Source organism: Paenibacillus sp. NMA1017 (genome assembly GCF_058895805.1).
In genome coordinates, this window is record NZ_JBZXYR010000001.1 from 449,243 (window position 1) to 467,330 (window position 18,088).

Consider the following 18,088-nt stretch of genomic DNA (forward strand, 5'->3'; position numbering starts at 1 on the left):
TCATCAAATGATAGATTTGTACAAATCCATACCCTCCACCAAAATATGTTTGCTTAATAAAAAAACAAACCGCATAACAAACAATTATAAATTACTTGACGTGCGGTTCTTTATTTCCTACAATTTACTATTGAAAGCACTTACATTATGTAAATCATACTTATTAAGGGGGATTTGCAAATGTTCAAGAACAGGTCGGTACGACAGAGCTCCATTCTACTCCTGTCTTTGCTGCTGCTCGTTACAACGGGTTGCGCGAATGGAACAGACGGTAAGGCAGAAAAGGAAGATCCTAATGACACCAGTCCCATTACACTTACTTTCTTTGGCGGTGATTCCAGCTCTAACTGGAACAACATGAAGGATGCTGTCGGGCAGGAAATTATCAAGAAAACGGGCGTTACGCTAAATGCCGAACATGCTGTCAATGGTCGAGGCGAGGAAAAGTTTGCTTTAATGGCAGCGAGCGGAGAGTATCCAGATCTCGTGTACCCCAAAGGAGACATTGGAAAGATGGTCGATGCCGGGGCACTCATTGACTTAACCGACCTCATAGACAAATACGGCCCTAACATTAAGAAAGTGTATGGAGACTATTTTAATCGTATTAAATATAGTAGCGAAGATCCAGCCATCTACACGATCCCGACCAATTTGGGTGTGGATCACATCGCGTTTGATGCACAAGCCGGCTTCGAAATCCAGCACCAGGCACTTAAGAAGCTCGGATACCCTAAAATCCGCACCGTTCAAGATTTTGAAAAAGCACTTAAAGATTATGTCGCCAAATATCCTACCACCAATGGTCAGCGAACCATCCCCTTATCTCTCGATGCCGAGGACTGGAAAATTCAAATTACAGTGACAAACCCGGCTGTTACTGCTACAGGTGGACCCGACGATGGCGAATATTATATTGATCCTAAAACACACAAAGCCATTCTTCACTACAAGCGCCCAGAAGAACGTGAATATTTCCGTTGGTTGAACCATATGTACAATGAAGGACTGTTGGATAAGGATACTTTTGTGCAAAAAAGTGATCAGTACAAGTCCAAAATCGCCGCAGGCCGTGTCATCGGACTCATTGATCAGGAATGGAACTATCAAGATGCCGAAAATGCGCTCAAGGCAGCAGGTAAGGATGAATTCACTTACGCCCATTTTCCAGTCACTTTAAATGAGAAGTACGAGGATCATTCCCTCCAGCCCATTGGGTTTGATACGGCATCCGGGATCGGAATTACAACCTCATGCGAAAATCCGGTGCGAGCTATCAAGTTTCTGGATTTTCTGGCCTCCGACGAAGGACAAATTTTACGCAATTGGGGAATTGAAGGCCAGCATTACAACGTAGAGAATGGCAAACGAGTCATTCCGGCGGATGTGCAACAACGTAAAAACACTGATAACGCTTCTTTTAGCAGAGAGTCAGGTATCGGTTTGTACTGGATATGGGGGCCACATTATGGCGATAGCGTGAAGGACCCTTCTGGCAACTATTACACAACCAATTATCCGGAGATGATAACCGAAAATTATAGTCAAGCCGAAAAAGAGTCCCTTCAGGCATACAAAGCCCAGACGTGGAAAGACCTGTTCCCGAACGAAAAGGATTTTCCGGTAAAAGAGTGGGGGGCTGCCTACAACATGCCTGTTCCGACCAATACGAATTACAATGTCATTTATCAAAAGTCGCAGGACATTGTACGCAAACGGATTCCTGAGGCCGTACTCGCCAAGCCAGATCAGTTCGACGCTGTGTATGACCGCATGCTCCAAGAGCTGGATCAGGCGGGTGTGCCTAAGGCTGAAGAAATCTACACTGGCCTAATCCAAAATCGGCTGAAGCTGTGGTACGGCGAAAAATAAAGTTTTGCTTTTTAATGAAATATTACAGGGCTGACAGACAATGCTGTTCAGCCCTTCTACATTAACTTTACATTAAATATTGTGTTTGGTTTCTTTTTCTCTCCAAGAATTATTTTTGCCTGAAACCCGATTGACGTAAAACAATAAAATGATTGGAATCAACGCAATCCCGCCACACATCACCCAAGATATTTGAATAGGTGTTTGATCGGAAGACAAATCCATAAAATTACGGCTGATGATCCCTGTCACGATTAAACCTACGCACATGCCTAATTGTGAAATCGCTGAATCCAGAGATAGTAGTGTAGAACGATACTCATTAGAGATTCTTTTGTTCAGAAAAATTTGTTTGGCAACCGGGTACATGCCGCGCCCAATTTCATAGATCAAAAAGGTAAGCAGTACAGGATAAAATGTGTTGAACGCACCAGCTAAAATGAGCCATACCCCAATCATGCCGCAAGCATACATGAGTATATGTACATCACTGAATCGTGCGCCTAGCTTTCGAACCAGGTAACTTCCCAAAGTCATACATAGTGAATACCCTGCCTTGATAAACCCCATAATCCAAATCCCTTGATCGGAAAGACCAACCAGACGTGGCTGTTGAAATGTATTCCCCGCCGAGTTGGAAAAGCTGATAAATAAACCAATTATAAACACAATCCAGATAGACTTATTTTCAAAACCGATACGGACACTTTCTCCGATAATCGTTTTAATGCGAGTAGTAGACGTCTTTCGATGAGCAACATTCTCCTCATCCATATAAAAGAAACATAGAAAAATGCATACAATAATAGATAAAATGCTGGCCGCCCATGGAAGTGAATAGTTAAAAGTTGCGAGGAAGGCCCCCAACAGACCACAAATAAATCCCGAAATGTACTGTATACTGTTAGAGGTTGTAAAAAGAACTTCCATGGGCTTATCACTATTTTCCACAACCCATGATTCCAACGAACCTGATTGTAAACATATAGCCAGACCCCCAAAGACTTGCGCAAACACAAGCACCCCGATATGATCAGTCCAAACGAATAACACACTGTAGACTAGAAAACAACAAAGTCCCAAAATAACAGAGATTTTTCTTCCATACTTGTCTGCAATCGCCCCTGTGGGTATCTCAAACAGAAAAATACTTACAAAGAATACAACTAGTAAGAAGTTCGCACTCTGCAAAGAAAGTCCTTTAGCTAATAAAAAAAGGATGAGCGTAGTTCCCGTGATTTCACTCATAAAAAATTGAAGAAAGCTGACGGAGTAATATAGCTTATGAGGGTGCACTCTCAGGATTCCGTCGCTTGCTCTGCAGCCTCATATTCACTTCGCAAAATCCCCATCTGAATGATGTCATAATATTGCCCTTCCCTGAACAGCTTTTCCCGTAGTCGCCCTTCCTCCTTGAAGCCGCAGGCCAAATAGCAACGGTGTGCACGTTCATTGAACGCATAGACCTCCAGCTCCAGTCGATGCAGATTCAGCGTATGAAATGCAAATTTTTGTAACAGCCGGATCGCTTCCCGTCCATAACCTTTACCCAGATCACCGTCACGCCCGATCACAATTCCAAGGGTGGCGTGCCGATTCACCCAGTTGATTTTAAATAAGTCCAGTTGTCCGATATAGTCCAGGGTGTCTTTGTGCGCAATGACAAAACCTTTGATCTCGGGGTTGCCGTCAATCATCATCTGCACAAAGGATTCGCTATTCACCTGTGAATGCGGGTAGATAAACACGTCGCTTAAACCACGTGTGATTTCCGGGTCATTGACCCATTTTCGGATATCCGGTATATCTTCTTGACGGTATTCTCTCAATACAATTCGTTTTCCAATGATATGTGGCATCGTAATCTTCCCTCCAATTATGTATTGGTTTTAAGCACCTTTACGCTTCCATTACTCTCACAAACTCCAGAAAACGTGTACCTTTATAATGAAGCTCCCCACGATCACCGATCACAATCATACCGAAGACCATATCCTTCACCTCCAGCTCCATACGCTCACCCCCGTCAAACTCAAAGGTGATATAATAATATGTCGAAGCTGAAAAATCGCCTGATCCCCCACGCACTCTCGTTCGTTTATCCACAACCTTACATGAACGTTGTACCCGTTCGGCTGCTTGATTGGACAGGCCCGCTCCGATCGTTTTGACAATTCCCATAATCATTACAAAAGCAATAAGTCCAAACACCGTAAAAAAGATAACATTAAACGGTTGAAATTCTATAAAATCACTTCCCATTTGCTACATCCTTTCTACAGTAAAATGTAAATTTTCCATTCTATTGCCCATTGACAAATGGTACATCTTCGCCTCTAAAAACTCCAATACTTTTTTAACATACTTACGAAAAAAAAGTTCTTTCGCTCTTTTCCGCACCCCGCTTGGACTTATACCTAATCTGGCTCCTCTGATCCCCTCTGGACCGATTGACAAAACTATATATAGATATAAAATAGAGAATGTACTCTAAATATAGTGTAAAAAACGTATTTATGCCCGATATCTTGAAGATACAGGTATGAAAATACATGTAAATATAGAGTCAAAAATCTTAAATGGCGCAGCCAGCAAGGGATTCCATCTATAATAGATCCCAGGCAATGCCGTTTTCTTTTTTCGTTAATTGTTTAAGGAGGTTGCATACCATGCTGATTGCATATGATTCCAAGACCGGCAATGTAAAAAGATTTATAAACAAGCTCAAGCTTCCAGCGGTTCAGATCGAGGAGCAAATGACTATAGAAGAACCTTACGTACTTATTACATATACAACTGGGTTTGGGCAGATACCTGAGAGGGTATCTTCCTTTTTGAAAAAGAATGCTCAAAACCTTGTTGGTGTAGCTGCAAGCGGCAACCGTAACTGGGGTGAGAAATTTGCCAAAAGTGCGGATTTGATTGCCGATCATTATAATGTCCCCGTGATTAGTAAATTTGAATTATCTGGAACGTTCGGAGATGTAGAGCGTTTTAAACAGGAGGTGAGCCGAGTTGCGGCATATTGAATTGAACAACATGTTGATGAAACGCGATACAGACGGCTTTTTCCAATTGGAAAAAGACCAAGAGGCTGTAGCAGAGTTTATGAAGGAAGTTCAGGAACGGAGTTTGAAGTTTGCTGACACAGCCGCTCAAGTGCTGTATATGATTGAGAATGATTATTACGAAAATTTCTATAACAGCTACACGGCTGACGAAATTAATGATATTTTCCATATCACTCATAGCTATAATTTTAAATTTCCTTCCTATATGGCAGCATCCAAGTTTTATACCGACTATGCAATGAAGAGTAACGACCGTAAAGTCTATCTGGAACATTACCCTGACCGGGTTGCTGCTGTCGCGCTGCATTTAGGACGCGGTAACGTCGATACGGCACGCCTGTTGTCCCGCTCGATGATGGAGCAACGTCTCCAGCCAGCGACACCAACCTTCCTGAATGCAGGCAAAAGCCGCCGTGGGGAACTGGTATCCTGCTTCCTGCTCGAAATGGACGATTCCCTGAACTCAATCAACTATGTGCTGAACACCTGCATGCAATTGTCCAAAATCGGGGGCGGTGTTGCGGTCAACCTGTCGAAGCTGCGGTCACGCGGCGAAGCGATTAAAGGCGTAGAAGGCGCAGCAAAAGGCATTATGCCTGTGCTGAAGCTGATGGAAGACGGCTTCTCCTATGCGGATCAAATGGGGCAACGTAAAGGCTCTGGGGCAGCCTATTACAACATTTTCGGATGGGACGTGCTGGAGTTCCTGGATAGTAAAAAAATCAATGCTGACGAAAGAGTACGTCTCAAGACACTTTCTATTGGATTGCTGGTGCCAAACCGCTTTTACAAGCTGGCTCAAGATAATGAACCGCTGCATGTATTTGCTCCTTACAGTGTGTTTAAAGCCTATGGAACGCATCTGGACGACATGGATTTGGATGAAATGTACGATACGCTCCTCGCCGATGATCGGGTGAAGAAAAAAATAGCGATGAGCGCACGTGACATGCTGACGAAAATTGCCATGATTCAGTTGGAGTCTGGTTATCCATATATCATGAACAAAAGCAACGCGAATCAGGCGCATGCTCTTAAAAACGTGGGTCAAGTCAAGATGTCGAACCTATGCACGGAAATCTTCCAGTTGCAGGAAACTTCCGAAATTACAGATTACGGCCAACAGGATACCATCCGTCGGGACGTGAGCTGTAATCTGGCTTCACTGAACATTGTCAATGTGATGGAACATGGCAAAATCCGCGAATCCGTTCATGAGGGTATGATCGCGCTCACCTCGGTCAGCGATATGACCCAAGTAGCTAATGCACCAGGTGTTGCGAAAGCGAACCGTGAAATGCACTCCGTCGGTCTGGGTGTCATGAACCTGCACGGCTACCTTGCCAAGAATAAAATTGCGTATGAAAGCAATGAAGCGAAAGACTTTGTTCGTACCTTCTTCATGACGATGAACTATCATTCCATCGAAAAGAGTATGGAAATCGCGAAAGCAGCTGGACAAAGCTTTTATGGATTTGAGGAATCGGATTATGCGACAGGCGTATATTTTGACCGATATCTGAACACAGATTATCGTCCAACAACTGCACGTGTGCAAGAGCTGTTCAAGGGCATCTATGTTCCGACTTCAGCGGACTGGGACAAATTAAAAGCAGATGTGATGAAAAATGGCCTGTACCACGCCTATCGGATGGCGATTGCGCCAACTGCTAGCATTTCGTACATTCAAAATGCAACATCCAGCGTTATGCCGATTGTTGAGCAGATTGAAACCCGTACCTATGCCAATTCGACGACTTACTATCCAATGCCTTATTTGCAAAAGGATAACGTGTTCTTCTATAAATCTGCTTATCAAATGGACCAGTTCAAAGTGCTTGATCTGATTGCAGAAATCCAGCCGCACGTGGACCAAGGAATTTCGACCGTGCTTCATGTGAATAGTGACGTAACTACGCGTCAGTTAGCACGTTGCTATCTATACGCCGCACACAAAGGACTTAAATCGTTATACTACACACGTACCAAAAAGCTGTCTGTAGAAGAGTGCCTCACCTGCTCCATCTAAAGCATAAATGGTAACAAGCTGTAGTATAAAAATTAGATTTTGAATAGATATGGATGCTTTGCATTAGAAGCTGTATCCAGCGTGTGGTTCAGACCTTTACGGGACTGGACAAGACCCTCGCGGATACAGCTTCCGTATGTCAAGCATACGATGATTCGCCTGCACTATTACATTGTGTGTTTCCAGGGAATCTCGCAAGCTGAAGGGAGAATGCTAACAATGACAGGTATACAAGCTGTAAACTGGAATCGCTCGGACGATGATTTCACACTGATGTTCTGGAACCAGAACATTATGCAATTTTGGACGGATGATGAAATTCCGTTGTCTGACGATAAAATGTCCTGGGTAACCCTCAGTGATATCGAAAAAGAAGCCTACATGAAGGTGCTGGGCGGATTGACGCTACTGGATACCATTCAAGGCGGCGTGGGTATGCCGCAAATTATGGAGCATGTGGACGGACTGCAACGCAAAGCCGTACTAAGCTTTATGGCGATGATGGAACAAATTCATGCCAAGTCGTACAGTAGCATCTTTACAACGCTAGCTTCCACGGAAGAAATTGACGGTGTATTCCGCTGGGTGGAAGAAAATCCACATCTCCAAACCAAGGCAGAAACCATTCGTCAGTATTATATGAATATCCATACACCCAAAGACCTGTATCTCGCGATGGCAGCGTCGGTGCTGTTAGAAAGCTATTTATTTTATAGCGGCTTCTTCTACCCTCTTTATCTGGCGGGCCAGGGCAAGCTGACATGCAGTGGAGAAATTATCGATTTGATCCTGCGGGATGAAAGTATTCACGGTGTGTACGTAGGTGTACTGGCACAGGAGATTTATGCAGAATTGGCCGAGGAAGAACAACGTGATCTTTACCAGACGCTGGTAGGCTTGCTGCGCTACTTGCACAATAACGAGGAACAATACACCGAGCAAATTTACACCCCTATTGGACTCGTAGACGATGTGAAAATCTTTTTGCGTTACAACGCCAACAAGGCCATGATGAACCTGGGCTTTGATCCACTGTTTGAAGAAGAAGAAGTTAATCCCATTGTATTCAACGGCATCAGCACCCACACTAAGCAGCATGATTTCTTTTCTAAAAAAGGAAACGGCTATGTGCGGGCGATGAATGTAGAGCCGCTGACAGATGATGATTTTAATTTTGGCGTATAAGTACAAATACGTGAAACTGTAAACAAATAGGGTTTTAGAACTTGTCCCTAAGTTCTGAAACCCTATTGCCTAAAGAAAGTAGATAGTTTACATATTTCAGGATTTTGCAAAATCCTCATTTACATGCGTTCGCTTATATAAAACTGGTATTGCCGCTGCTATAAGGATCATACCCATAAAAGCGGGTGCGGCATGACCAAGTGATACATAGATTTGACCTCCAATGATAGGCCCAATCATTCTTGCTAAAGCCTGAATAGATTGACTACCTCCTTGAATCCTCCCTTGTTCACTAGAATCAACAGACTTGGAGAGCATCCCATTAAATGAAGGCCCAAAGATCGAATCACCAAAACCAAATATAAACATGCCAGTGATAAAAAGAGGATAGAATGAGAACAAAGCCGATGCTGCAATAAGACTATAGCCTATAATCTCCGAAACCATTCCAAGAATGGCTATCTGTTTATCACTAAGTTTTCTCAAAAGCTTTGGCATGATGAAACCTTGTGAGATAATGTCTTGGACACCCATAATTGAGAACATAAGTCCGATTAGTGCAGGCTTCCAAGCGAAAGTATCCATTGTAAATTGTGAAAAAACGGCCTGTAAAGATCCGTTGGGTATCCAAAGTAAGAACGCCGAGATAAGTAGCCTGTTTAAGTTTTTCATGGAAAGCAGGTTTGCAAGCTGTATGAATGGATTAAGTCTTACAAAAGTAATTTCTTTCAGTCTATGTTTCTTGTCAAGGCTCTCAGGCATAAAAAAGACTCCATATATAACATTCACTAAAGTTATAATTGCTCCAAAATACATGGGTACAGAATAACCAAACTTGGCAAGTAATCCGCCTAAAGTTGGGCCAATGACGGTGCCTACACCTACAACCGCACTCACCCATCCAAAGTATTTGGTTCTCTGTTCTGGAGGAATGATGTCTGCAAAATAGGCGAAGATCGTGCTTATGCTCCCACCTGTTATACCTTCTATGATGCGTCCCGCAAATAGTACCCATAGAGCTCCTCCTATGCCAAAAACCAAGTACCCGATTGCGGAACCCAAAAGGCATACTAAGAGCAATGGACGACGGCCATATTTGTCACTCAGAGCTCCAAGCACGGGGGCCGCAAAAAACACGCAGAAGGCATAAACAGAAGTCAGCAGCGTGACAACGATAGCTTGTTCTCCCGGATTGCTTATATAAGGCTGTACTAAGAATGGGACGACAGGTGCTATGATACTGAAGCCTATTCCGCAAAGAAACACAGAGATAAGACCGAATATTAAAGCGTGTTTATCTACGGTTTGTTCTGTGTTCTGTTCATGGTGTGATCTAAATTTGAACATTAAATCTCCCCTCAAAAGCTATGTTTTTATTTCCTCGGAAGCAAAAATATCGTATCACAGTTTTTCTTCCTCGGCAACAAAATAATAACAAAAAAAGGCAGCCCGTTCTCAATAGAGCCCGGCTGCCTGTGATTTGATTTTCATTATTCAGATTTATTCCGACTTAATATCTATACCGTGTTTCTTTATTTCTGCATCCAAATGCCTATTATACTTTTCCACGAAGCTAAGCATACTATCAAATTGTTCATCGGTTACCTGCTCAAACACGGCTTTATCTCGCTCTTGAAACTCTTTGTGCAGTTCCTCATGGATTTTATAAATTACTTTCCCTTGCTCCGTAAGCCGAAAATAGATTTCTTTCTTGTTATCCGGCTTCTGGTAGCTTTCGATAATGCCTTTTTTTATGAGCTTCTTAGTTATTTTACTTATGGCACCGCTAGTCATATACTGGGACTCCGCAAGTTTTGTCACGTTGGAATCTACATTTCTTTCAATGTATTCGATGCAATGGACTTCAGAAGACTTATAACCCTTAAGACTGTCTTCCATCTTATCCTTATTAAGCCAAACCATCTTGTTATATAAGTCCCTGAAACCCATTATGACCTGTTCTTCTTTGCTCATGGCCTGTCCTCCCACCCGTTGGTGCATTAACAACATAATATAATATATTTTTGTTTCTATTTCAACAAGCGTCTAAGTATGCAGTAAATAAACCTAATCTACTAAACGGCAAGCAGGGTAAAAAAGATATCACTCCCTATGCTTTATGTATGTGTATTTATTTTTCAGACGAGGACATACACGCAAAAAAACGGCCAGATCGCTAAAGTAGCGGAATCGAGCCGTTTTCCATTTCTTAAGACCGAGCCTCTGTAAACATTTGAAAGGTGACACCAAACTTGTCTGTTACATTCCCATAAGCTGGACTAAAATGGGTTTCCTGCAAAGGCATTCCCACCTGTCCTCCTTGCTGTAGAGCATCAAACATTTTTTGAGCTTGCTCCACACTATCGGTTGTAATACAGATGCTCACCTGATTCCCGCTGCTAAAAGGCGATCCGGGAAAGGTATCAGAAAACATGAGCTCTGTCTCACCCACTTTAAGGGTAGCATGTCCCACACGTTCCTTGACTTCTGCGGGAATGGGAAAATCGGGGTTTTCCGGCATTTCCCCAAAGGTTTGAATAAAAAGCAGTTGAGCATCCAATGCCTCTTTATAAAATTCAATTGCTTCTTTTGCATTTCCATCCATCGTGATGTAAGGAATCAAACGTTTGGACATCTTCAACACAGCTCCTTTAATTCGAGGTGATTAACCCAGCCATTTCTCCTGTATTATATACAAAACTTGTCAAGAAAAACAAATCTGTATTCTTAGCTTTCATGCACTTGAACGCCAAGCTGCTTTAGTTCCTTTATCGCTTCCGTAACTTTACGCTGTGGATGAAGCGCAGAGATCATCTGTGCAGTGATCGGAACGCCGTTGAAAATCTGGCCTACCACTCCTAGAGAAATCGGCAACTCATAGTAACTTTCAGCCCAATCCTGATATTCCTCCGGTGTAACTATAATTTTCCCCAGCAAAAAGGATGATCCATCGTCATATCCCTCAGGAAAGTTCGCGTTGCCCATACTCCACTCCTTATCTCCCGCTTCCCTCCACATACAAAAGGTAACGTTCTCTTTCTCCAGCGCTTCGTCTTCCAAAAGCTCCATCATATCATCAGGCACACCGTCGTACATGCCCGGCCAGACCTCATATTCATCTCTCGCATGAGGACTTACAGGGGATTCGTGGTCAAAACCCTTCAACAGTACACCTCCACGCGTCCATAGCAAATGAATCGTATCTCCAGCGCCGTTGTTCACCTCACCCAGGCACACATCAACAGACCATTCAGACTGCATACGATACGTGCGTAACCAATCTTCTGGAGACAATATAATGTCCAGCGCTGACAGCAGCAGCATTCTATCTTTTAGACCATTCGGCGTTAGCTGTGCATCAAGCATCATATTCTTCATCATTCCTCCACCTTGTCCTTGCGTACTAAGAATTCATCTGTCCCTGCCTATACTTTCAAGCTTCGCCTGCTCAATCATCTGCCGAATGAACGGTACTTTGGCTTCGGTATACGCTGCACGGTCATATTTGAATGCATAGCTTTCTAAAAAATGCCTTCTAATCGTGCTTGGCACAAATCAGAAGGCATTCTCTTGTTTAAATTAAGAATCATTCAGCAACTCCAGCCCTATTATTCGGCTTCTCAATCACGATCAGACAGGTGCTGTCTGGCAAAGGAACCCGCTGGCCCTGCTCATCCATGAACTCAACACGGCTGGACAGCGCCTCGGCATAGCCCTCTTGTAAATAGTGGCGACTCACCCGGATAATCGCTTGTGATCCAAGTGTGTTACGGATACACTCTTCATACTGTGACGGGGTAAAATAACCAAACTGCTCCTGCACTTCATGCACATAGGCTTCCGCCCCCCATGTATAGGTATATAGAAATTCCATCGCATCGTTCACTGACAAAACAGCCTCATGCTCACCCACACGCTCTATTTCAATGTGGCGGCCCGCAAAATCTTGCGCATACCGCATCAGCCATTCCATTCCATCCGGCTCCAAGAATCGAATTCGTCTGCGCTGCTCTACTGGTTCGGTCATAATACCGTCACGAATGATGATACGCCCACCGGGTGCAAGCACACGATAGGCGCTCTGCAAAGCAGCCTCCACCGTTTGTGGATTGAACCGAATTCCATCTCGTTCGATGTAGGAATAGAGCTCGTGAAGAATCGAAGAGAAGATGACCGTGTCCATACTCCCCGTTTCCACATATTCCTCCAAACGAAGCGCATCTCCTTTGATGACATCCCAACGATGGCGCTCCAATTGCTTTTTACGTTTAAGTGCCTCAATGACATTCACAGAAATATCAAGACCTAATGGCTTCGCATCTGGTCTTTCCTGTTCGATCAGATCCAGCAGCACGCCCCCGCCGGGTCCAATATCCAGTATGCGGGTTCCAGTCACGTAATCCAAAATAACCCTTTTGTAATCTACGGTCTGGTTCATATCTGTAAGATACGTTTCCTCATTGTGAAAGCGATCATAAGCATCACGCCGTAACCCGAACAGATCGAACAGCAGTAGGACTGCTTTGTCATACAGAGGCGTTTTTTCTGCCTCAATACAAAAATCGATTAGTTTCTCAGCCGCAGATGAAAATACAAAATTAAAAAATACAGTACTCGGTAGCTCCTCTTTATGCTCCACGATCACACTCAAATGAGGATTATGCTTCCGTTTCCCTTTTGCGATGTCCTGCCAAGACAGTGCGCTTAAATATTTTTCTATCATTCGTTTTTTATATACGTTAATTTTCTTGACACCACGATAGTCATAATACATCGTATTCATGAGCGATTCGAAACTGATATGGCGAACGGTTGCAGGCTGTTCTTGCCCCGTGCCATCCCTCAATGTGAGTAAGAATACCTTTACCAGTTCTTGAAGTGAAAAATCCTGTAAAGCTGATTCTACATACCAAAGTGTCCGATTCTCCAACGGAGCCAGCGCCTTCTCTACATTCAACTCCCGCTCTAGTTCTGCGTAAGCCTGTTCGAACGGCTCCCCTTCATGAATCGAAACCGACCGTAATCTTTCCAGTCGTTCCTTTACACTCCAGACTACAGGTGCGTTATCCCATGCAATCCAGCCGATTAGTTGCTCCACTTCACTGCGTACTTGGTCCCATAATGCAGGTTCTACCCCGGCGATAATACACTCGTTCAGAGCCCTTAAAACAAGCTCCAGTTCCTCAGGGCTCAACCAGCCCTTACGAGTAATTTCAAGCAGCAGTCGATTTTCCGCAAAAGGAATTTCTCCCCGTATATATTGCCCGATCAATCCATGCGTCTCAATCAGAATTCGGGTCATGCTATTGCGCGGGTAAGCAGGTGACTCCGCTTGGGCCTGTCTGACATACAGTTGGGAGGAGCCGATATTATGTACAAATAAATTAATGCCCTCATGCTGCCAGCGTAGCCGTTCGCGGACTGTGCCTCCTTTGGCTGTCTCAGACCATACCAATACATCCTCCAGTAGCTCTTTAACCCAGAATGACAATGGAAGTCCGTCCAAAATAAGCAACGTACGCTCCACGTAATCTAGTACAGGATTGGCATCCTTTAACTCACCTATGGATCGAATGCGTTCCAAATTTACAATACGCTCCTCAGCCGAAACAAGCAGCTTTAACCAAGTCGGTGTATCCCAGGCCAAATCATTTTCTTTCCTGTAATTAGCAATGGCTTTTAACGATTGCAGCATTTTCTCACCTCGTGTGATTCGGATTCGGTATGCACAAGAGACTTTGGATAAGACATTTGGATAAAACCTTTGTATATACTACACTTTACCATACATTTGTAGCTTCCATCTCGTGGAAAATATTAAACATTTGTATTAATCAACCGCTTGACATACTTTCCAAACGCATACATAACCCTCAAGTGCACTAGACAGTGCCACCTCAGACAAAACAAATGACCGTAACTTCCACATAAGGAATTACGGTCAGCCTATTTACTTCCATATACAGTTTAACGGGAAGACTCCCACTACCTCCATCTTCCGAACTTATCATTCTGCACATCGTTAACCTGTCCAAAAAATACCTGCTTGATCTATTTCTACCTGTTTGAGCTGTTCTTCAAAGCACGGATTAGGTGCAATCTCTTTTACGCGTTGCCAGCTTTCAGCCTCTTGCCGGGCATATACATGCCAATGATTCTCCTCCCAGCGAAATTGGACAATGTCCGTGCGATCCCACGACTCCGTTTTATTAGAAGGCCTTTCCTCCGTCAAGATCAAACAGTTATCCTCTATTTGATAAATGAGCCGCACGTCAGAACGTACGTAGCCTGGCACCTTTAGCGCAATATAGCCATTCAGCAGGTATTCAACCTTTTTAACGGTAAACGGATCAATCCGCTCGTTCACGAGATTTCCACCCCTTGATCAATTCGTAAATATTACGATTTAAATATAGCAGAAATCGAAGTTTTTGAAAAGAGTCCTCCTTGCCGTCCCAAAAGCAAAAAGATATCCTCCAGCCTGAAGGCTTAGAAGATATCTTATTACTCTTGTTATGCGCAGCCGAATCATAATTGCATATGATTTCTAGAAAGTTACAGTGCGGCTGTGCAATACGTCAACCACCTATAATAGATTTCGCTTAATTATCAACAGAAACGCCATCTGGTACTGGAATACCAAAATCAGGTGTTCCATCTTCCTTCCAGTTGAACGGCTGAACACGTGTATGACGATTCGGATCATACAGCGGGTCACCTGTAATTTCCTTGTAATTCCGGGCATGATATACGATTACATCGCTACCGTCAGCAGCAACCGTAAAACTGTTATGACCTGGCCCGAATTGTCCTGTTTCCTCATTCGTGCAGAATACCGGCTCAGGTGATTTCGTCCATGATTTCGGATCAAGTAAATCCGCATTCTCATCTGCTGTCAACAAGCCCATGCAATAATTGTGGTCTGTAGCGCTAGCTGAATAACTGATAAAGATCCGTCCGTTCCGTTTCAGAACCGCTGCTCCTTCATTCACCTTAAAACCGATGATTTCCCAATCATATTCAGGAGTGGAGATCATGACCTGCTCACCGCGCAGCGTCCATGGATTGCTCATTTCAGAAATATACAGATTGGAATTACCGACGATGTCAGGGTCCTTCTGAGCCCACACATAATACAGAACTCCATTATGCTGGAAGGTTGTCGCATCGAGAGCGAACGTCTCCCAACGGGTTTTGATCTGTCCTTTTTCCACCCATTCCCCTTCCAGAGGATTAGCTGAATCATTTTCCAGCACGAACATCCGATGGTCGAACAGGCCTTCCTTCGTTTCTGTTGTACGAGCTGCTGCAAAATAAATGTACCATTTGTCGTTAATATAATGAATTTCCGGTGCCCAAATGTTCGCACTTAACGGGCCCGATTCATATTTGTGCCACACTGCGACAGGCTCTGCTGTACTCAAGCCTTGAATAGTACTTGCTCGTCGAACCTCAATGCGGTCATACTCTGGCACAGATCCGGTGAAATAATAGTATCCGTCACTATGCTTGTAAATCCAAGGGTCTGCCCGTTGCTCAATGACCGGATTATTTAAGGGTACAGTTTGATTCATGGATATCCTCTCCTCTATGTGTATGTAGTTCATACAATTAATCGCTGATACGTTTTCCCCAGATGGAAATTCCCTTTTTATTCATACCCGTGAAAATTAGAGTATGGCGACCAAGCTCCCAGTCCCATGAAGGAAGCAATAACAATTCTTCCTTTGTTCCTTCGGACGTATCGCTCCAATCCATTGTTAGAGTACGCTTGCCATCAAAGCTCCAGTGACCTTCAAGAGAACCACTGGTTGCCCGCCCTCCATCTTCCAGACGGAGCGGTTCAGCTTCCACCTGGCCGTCTACTTCCTGCCTTATCACGATGCGCTCCCAGTTGCCGGATAATAGCCTTTTGGGTATATCCTGCTCCTTTTCGCCCGCATAGCGCTCCGGAGAGACGACCGGCCAGCCCTCTGCCGTCCATAATATTTTGCGTACATGCAGGTACGGCCAGCTCTTGTCCGTTTCTCCCCGCGCATGATGTACAATATAATAATCCGCACCGTCCTTCAGGACAGAATTGTGACCTGGCGCAACCCAGCCTTCTCCTTCGCTGAACCGATAACCGCCCAATACCTTGTTTCCAATCTCGTATTGAGGCAAATAGCTGGTATCTGCCATATCATGTCCATTCATGTCCACATAAGGACCTGTGATAGAATCTGAGCGGGCAACGCGAACATTGTAATCCTCAAACAAAGAATCATACGAGACGAACAAGTAGTATTTACGGAACATTGGATTGTACACAATGTAAGGCCCTTCTACAGCACCGTCCTCAGTTGCCCGATCTCTGGCAGCGATATTTTTACCATAGCCAGATTCTTTGAGCTTTCCAGTCTGGGGATCGAGCGGTGTAATATAAATTCCTCCGAAAAAAGAGCCGTATACCATCCATGGATTTCCCTCTGCATCCAGCACCGGATTGGCATCAATCGCATTCAGCTTGTCATGCTCTCCCGTTTTAACGACCAGCCCCTCATCTTTCCAAGGACCTTCCGGGGAGCTGGATGTCTGCAATCCGATCGCTGACCGTGTGCTGCCAAAGGTAGAAGCGGAGTAATACATCCGATAGGTATCACCCATCTTGATGATGTCCGGTGCCCACAGATTGGTTGCTGATGACCACGCCTCCGCTTCCTTTGGAATGCCGGGGAGTGCATACTGAACCCAGTTCCAGTGAATCAGATCAGTCGATTTGCGTACCATGACACCAGGTCTTAATTCTCCACCTGTCTTTACATCCGTCGAGTAGACATAATAGCCTTGATCTGTTTTGAGAATCGCAGGGTCATGAGCATTGTTAATCGTCCAGCGCTGTTCATCGTTAATCGTACTTTGATCATACAAGTGATCGGGAGGCGGAGCCTGCGGATACACAGGGTCCGGAGTGTTATCCCCACAGCCAGAAAGACCCAGCATGAGCAGCATAACCATAACTGTTATTCTCCTCCTTCCTTTACCCATTTCATATTGTGACTGCCTTACATCATTCATGCGTACCCTCCAAGTGTCAATTAACCTTTGACACCCGAAATAGCAACCGATTCAATAATTTGTTTCTGGAAGATCAGGAATATAATCAGTACAGGTAACAAGGCTATAATTGATGCTGCCATTATAAGCGGATAGTCCGTCTGAATGGCGTAAGTCGCATTAAAATTCGCGATAACCAGCTGCAGTGTCTGCGTTTCTGGTGAGTTCAAGTAAATAATCGGTGCCAAATAATCGTTCCAAATCCCCATGAACCATAAAATAAGCTGTGCCGCAACAGCTGGCTTAATGAGCGGGAACGTAATCGACGAATAGAGTCGGAAATAAGAGCTTCCATCAATTTTGGCAGCTTCGATAATGGCATCCGGCACACTGAGTAAATACTGCCGCAGGAAAAAGATCATAACTACATTTCCGAACAAACCCGGAACGATCAGAGGCAAAAGTGTATCGACCCAGCCAAGTTTGGAAAACATCATAAACTGTGGAATCATAACCGTTGGGTATGGAATCATCATAGATGCGATGAGTGCCAAAAACAGTTTGTTTTTATGAGGGAATCTCAGCTTAGCAAATGCAAAAGCGGCCACACTGGATGTAAAGGTACCTACAACGGTAACACTTACAGCCACAATCACGCTGTTCTTGATCCCGCTTAACAAAGGCCCTGCTTCCCAAATTTCCTTATACTTGCCAAACTGGAACACCTCTGGTATCCATACTGGTGGAAGAGCAAAGACATCCTGCTTTTCTTTCACCGAAGTGGACAGCATCCAAAGTAGCGGTGCGATCATCACAATCGCTCCAATCGCTAGTGCAATAAAGATAATGATATTGGTAACTTTCGTTTTTTGACTATGGGACATAATCAGACTCA

The 18,088-nt window shown here is 44.1% G+C and carries 16 protein-coding genes; 4 read left to right on the forward strand and 12 right to left on the reverse strand.

All coding sequences use genetic code 11. The features are described 5' to 3' along the window. Positions 1-180 precede the first annotated feature (180 nt). Complete coding sequence (locus AC5ELV_RS02060) at positions 181-1,872, forward strand: ABC transporter substrate-binding protein (protein ID WP_493428943.1); 1,692 nt, start codon at positions 181-183, stop codon at positions 1,870-1,872. 72 nt (positions 1,873-1,944) lie between these two features. Here AC5ELV_RS02060 and AC5ELV_RS02065 read toward each other — a convergent pair whose 3' ends face one another. Genes AC5ELV_RS02065 through AC5ELV_RS02075 form a run of 3 tightly spaced genes read right to left on the reverse strand, consistent with a single transcriptional unit; the run spans position 1,945 to position 4,134 of the window. Then, positions 1,945-3,168, reverse strand: coding sequence for an MFS transporter (locus AC5ELV_RS02065; RefSeq protein ID WP_493428944.1), 1,224 nt, complete (start codon positions 3,166-3,168; stop codon positions 1,945-1,947). A gap of 2 nt (positions 3,169-3,170) precedes the next feature. After that, positions 3,171-3,731 carry a GNAT family N-acetyltransferase gene (locus AC5ELV_RS02070; RefSeq protein WP_493428945.1) on the reverse strand — a complete coding sequence of 187 codons (561 nt, stop codon included), beginning with the start codon at positions 3,729-3,731 and terminating at the stop codon, positions 3,171-3,173. A 40-nt stretch (positions 3,732-3,771) separates the two neighbouring features. After that, positions 3,772-4,134 carry a DUF2500 domain-containing protein gene (locus tag AC5ELV_RS02075; protein WP_493428946.1) on the reverse strand — a complete coding sequence of 121 codons (363 nt, stop codon included), beginning with the start codon at positions 4,132-4,134 and terminating at the stop codon, positions 3,772-3,774. 407 nt (positions 4,135-4,541) lie between these two features. On the opposite strand from AC5ELV_RS02075, the gene nrdI reads away from it, so the two are divergent. The 3 genes from nrdI (at position 4,542) to nrdF (ending at position 8,157) form a co-directional block, all read left to right on the forward strand. After that, a complete protein-coding gene (nrdI, locus tag AC5ELV_RS02080; RefSeq protein WP_016819181.1) occupies positions 4,542-4,901 on the forward strand; it encodes a class Ib ribonucleoside-diphosphate reductase assembly flavoprotein NrdI in 360 nt (119 codons plus the stop codon). Then, complete coding sequence (gene nrdE, locus AC5ELV_RS02085) at positions 4,888-6,972, forward strand: class 1b ribonucleoside-diphosphate reductase subunit alpha (RefSeq protein ID WP_493428947.1); 2,085 nt, start codon at positions 4,888-4,890, stop codon at positions 6,970-6,972. The genes nrdI and nrdE overlap by 14 nt, the downstream gene beginning before the upstream one ends. A 219-nt stretch (positions 6,973-7,191) precedes the next feature. Then, positions 7,192-8,157 carry a class 1b ribonucleoside-diphosphate reductase subunit beta gene (nrdF, locus tag AC5ELV_RS02090; protein ID WP_493428948.1) on the forward strand — a complete coding sequence of 322 codons (966 nt, stop codon included), beginning with the start codon at positions 7,192-7,194 and terminating at the stop codon, positions 8,155-8,157. Between the two features lie 96 nt (positions 8,158-8,253). Here the strand turns inward: nrdF and AC5ELV_RS02095 are convergent, their stop codons facing one another. From AC5ELV_RS02095 to AC5ELV_RS02135, 9 genes are all read right to left on the reverse strand, one after another. After that, positions 8,254-9,504: an MFS transporter gene (locus AC5ELV_RS02095; protein ID WP_493428949.1), complete on the reverse strand. Its 1,251-nt coding sequence runs from the start codon at positions 9,502-9,504 to the stop codon at positions 8,254-8,256. Between the two features lie 153 nt (positions 9,505-9,657). After that, positions 9,658-10,131: a MarR family transcriptional regulator gene (locus AC5ELV_RS02100; RefSeq protein ID WP_493428950.1), complete on the reverse strand. Its 474-nt coding sequence runs from the start codon at positions 10,129-10,131 to the stop codon at positions 9,658-9,660. Positions 10,132-10,366: 235 nt separating this feature from the next. Next, on the reverse strand, positions 10,367-10,792 hold the full coding sequence (locus tag AC5ELV_RS02105; RefSeq protein ID WP_235308060.1) for a VOC family protein: 426 nt from the start codon (positions 10,790-10,792) through the stop codon (positions 10,367-10,369). A 92-nt stretch (positions 10,793-10,884) separates the two neighbouring features. Then, entirely contained in the window at positions 10,885-11,538 is a 654-nt protein-coding gene (locus AC5ELV_RS02110) for a hypothetical protein (protein ID WP_493428951.1), read from the reverse strand. A 205-nt stretch (positions 11,539-11,743) separates the two neighbouring features. Next, positions 11,744-13,852 carry a class I SAM-dependent methyltransferase gene (locus AC5ELV_RS02115; RefSeq protein ID WP_493428952.1) on the reverse strand — a complete coding sequence of 703 codons (2,109 nt, stop codon included), beginning with the start codon at positions 13,850-13,852 and terminating at the stop codon, positions 11,744-11,746. Positions 13,853-14,179: 327 nt separating this feature from the next. Continuing rightward, positions 14,180-14,524, reverse strand: coding sequence for a DUF3024 domain-containing protein (locus tag AC5ELV_RS02120; RefSeq protein ID WP_493428953.1), 345 nt, complete (start codon positions 14,522-14,524; stop codon positions 14,180-14,182). 235 nt (positions 14,525-14,759) lie between these two features. Continuing rightward, positions 14,760-15,731, reverse strand: coding sequence for a glycoside hydrolase family 43 protein (locus AC5ELV_RS02125; RefSeq protein ID WP_493428954.1), 972 nt, complete (start codon positions 15,729-15,731; stop codon positions 14,760-14,762). Positions 15,732-15,768: 37 nt separating this feature from the next. Continuing rightward, positions 15,769-17,154 carry an arabinan endo-1,5-alpha-L-arabinosidase gene (locus AC5ELV_RS02130; protein ID WP_493429337.1) on the reverse strand — a complete coding sequence of 462 codons (1,386 nt, stop codon included), beginning with the start codon at positions 17,152-17,154 and terminating at the stop codon, positions 15,769-15,771. A gap of 80 nt (positions 17,155-17,234) precedes the next feature. Next, positions 17,235-18,077 (reverse strand): carbohydrate ABC transporter permease, encoded by an 843-nt coding sequence (locus tag AC5ELV_RS02135; RefSeq protein WP_029516751.1) that lies wholly within the window; start codon positions 18,075-18,077, stop codon positions 17,235-17,237. Positions 18,078-18,088: the final 11 nt, after the last annotated feature.

What these genes read in the sequence shown, in the direction of transcription:
- AC5ELV_RS02060 (WP_493428943.1), top strand. Translation starts at nt 181, where the DNA reads ATGTTCAAGAACAGGTCGGTACGACAGAGCTCCATTCTACTCCTGTCT.
- AC5ELV_RS02070 (WP_493428945.1), bottom strand. Translation starts at nt 3,731, where the DNA reads ATGCCACATATCATTGGAAAACGAATTGTATTGAGAGAATACCGTCAA.
- AC5ELV_RS02075 (WP_493428946.1), bottom strand. Translation starts at nt 4,134, where the DNA reads ATGGGAAGTGATTTTATAGAATTTCAACCGTTTAATGTTATCTTTTTT.
- nrdI (WP_016819181.1), top strand. Translation starts at nt 4,542, where the DNA reads ATGCTGATTGCATATGATTCCAAGACCGGCAATGTAAAAAGATTTATA.
- nrdF (WP_493428948.1), top strand. Translation starts at nt 7,192, where the DNA reads ATGACAGGTATACAAGCTGTAAACTGGAATCGCTCGGACGATGATTTC.
- AC5ELV_RS02095 (WP_493428949.1), bottom strand. Translation starts at nt 9,504, where the DNA reads ATGTTCAAATTTAGATCACACCATGAACAGAACACAGAACAAACCGTA.
- AC5ELV_RS02100 (WP_493428950.1), bottom strand. Translation starts at nt 10,131, where the DNA reads ATGAGCAAAGAAGAACAGGTCATAATGGGTTTCAGGGACTTATATAAC.
- AC5ELV_RS02105 (WP_235308060.1), bottom strand. Translation starts at nt 10,792, where the DNA reads ATGTCCAAACGTTTGATTCCTTACATCACGATGGATGGAAATGCAAAA.
- AC5ELV_RS02110 (WP_493428951.1), bottom strand. Translation starts at nt 11,538, where the DNA reads ATGATGAAGAATATGATGCTTGATGCACAGCTAACGCCGAATGGTCTA.
- AC5ELV_RS02115 (WP_493428952.1), bottom strand. Translation starts at nt 13,852, where the DNA reads ATGCTGCAATCGTTAAAAGCCATTGCTAATTACAGGAAAGAAAATGAT.
- AC5ELV_RS02125 (WP_493428954.1), bottom strand. Translation starts at nt 15,731, where the DNA reads ATGAATCAAACTGTACCCTTAAATAATCCGGTCATTGAGCAACGGGCA.
- AC5ELV_RS02130 (WP_493429337.1), bottom strand. Translation starts at nt 17,154, where the DNA reads ATGGTTATGCTGCTCATGCTGGGTCTTTCTGGCTGTGGGGATAACACT.
- AC5ELV_RS02135 (WP_029516751.1), bottom strand. Translation starts at nt 18,077, where the DNA reads ATGTCCCATAGTCAAAAAACGAAAGTTACCAATATCATTATCTTTATT.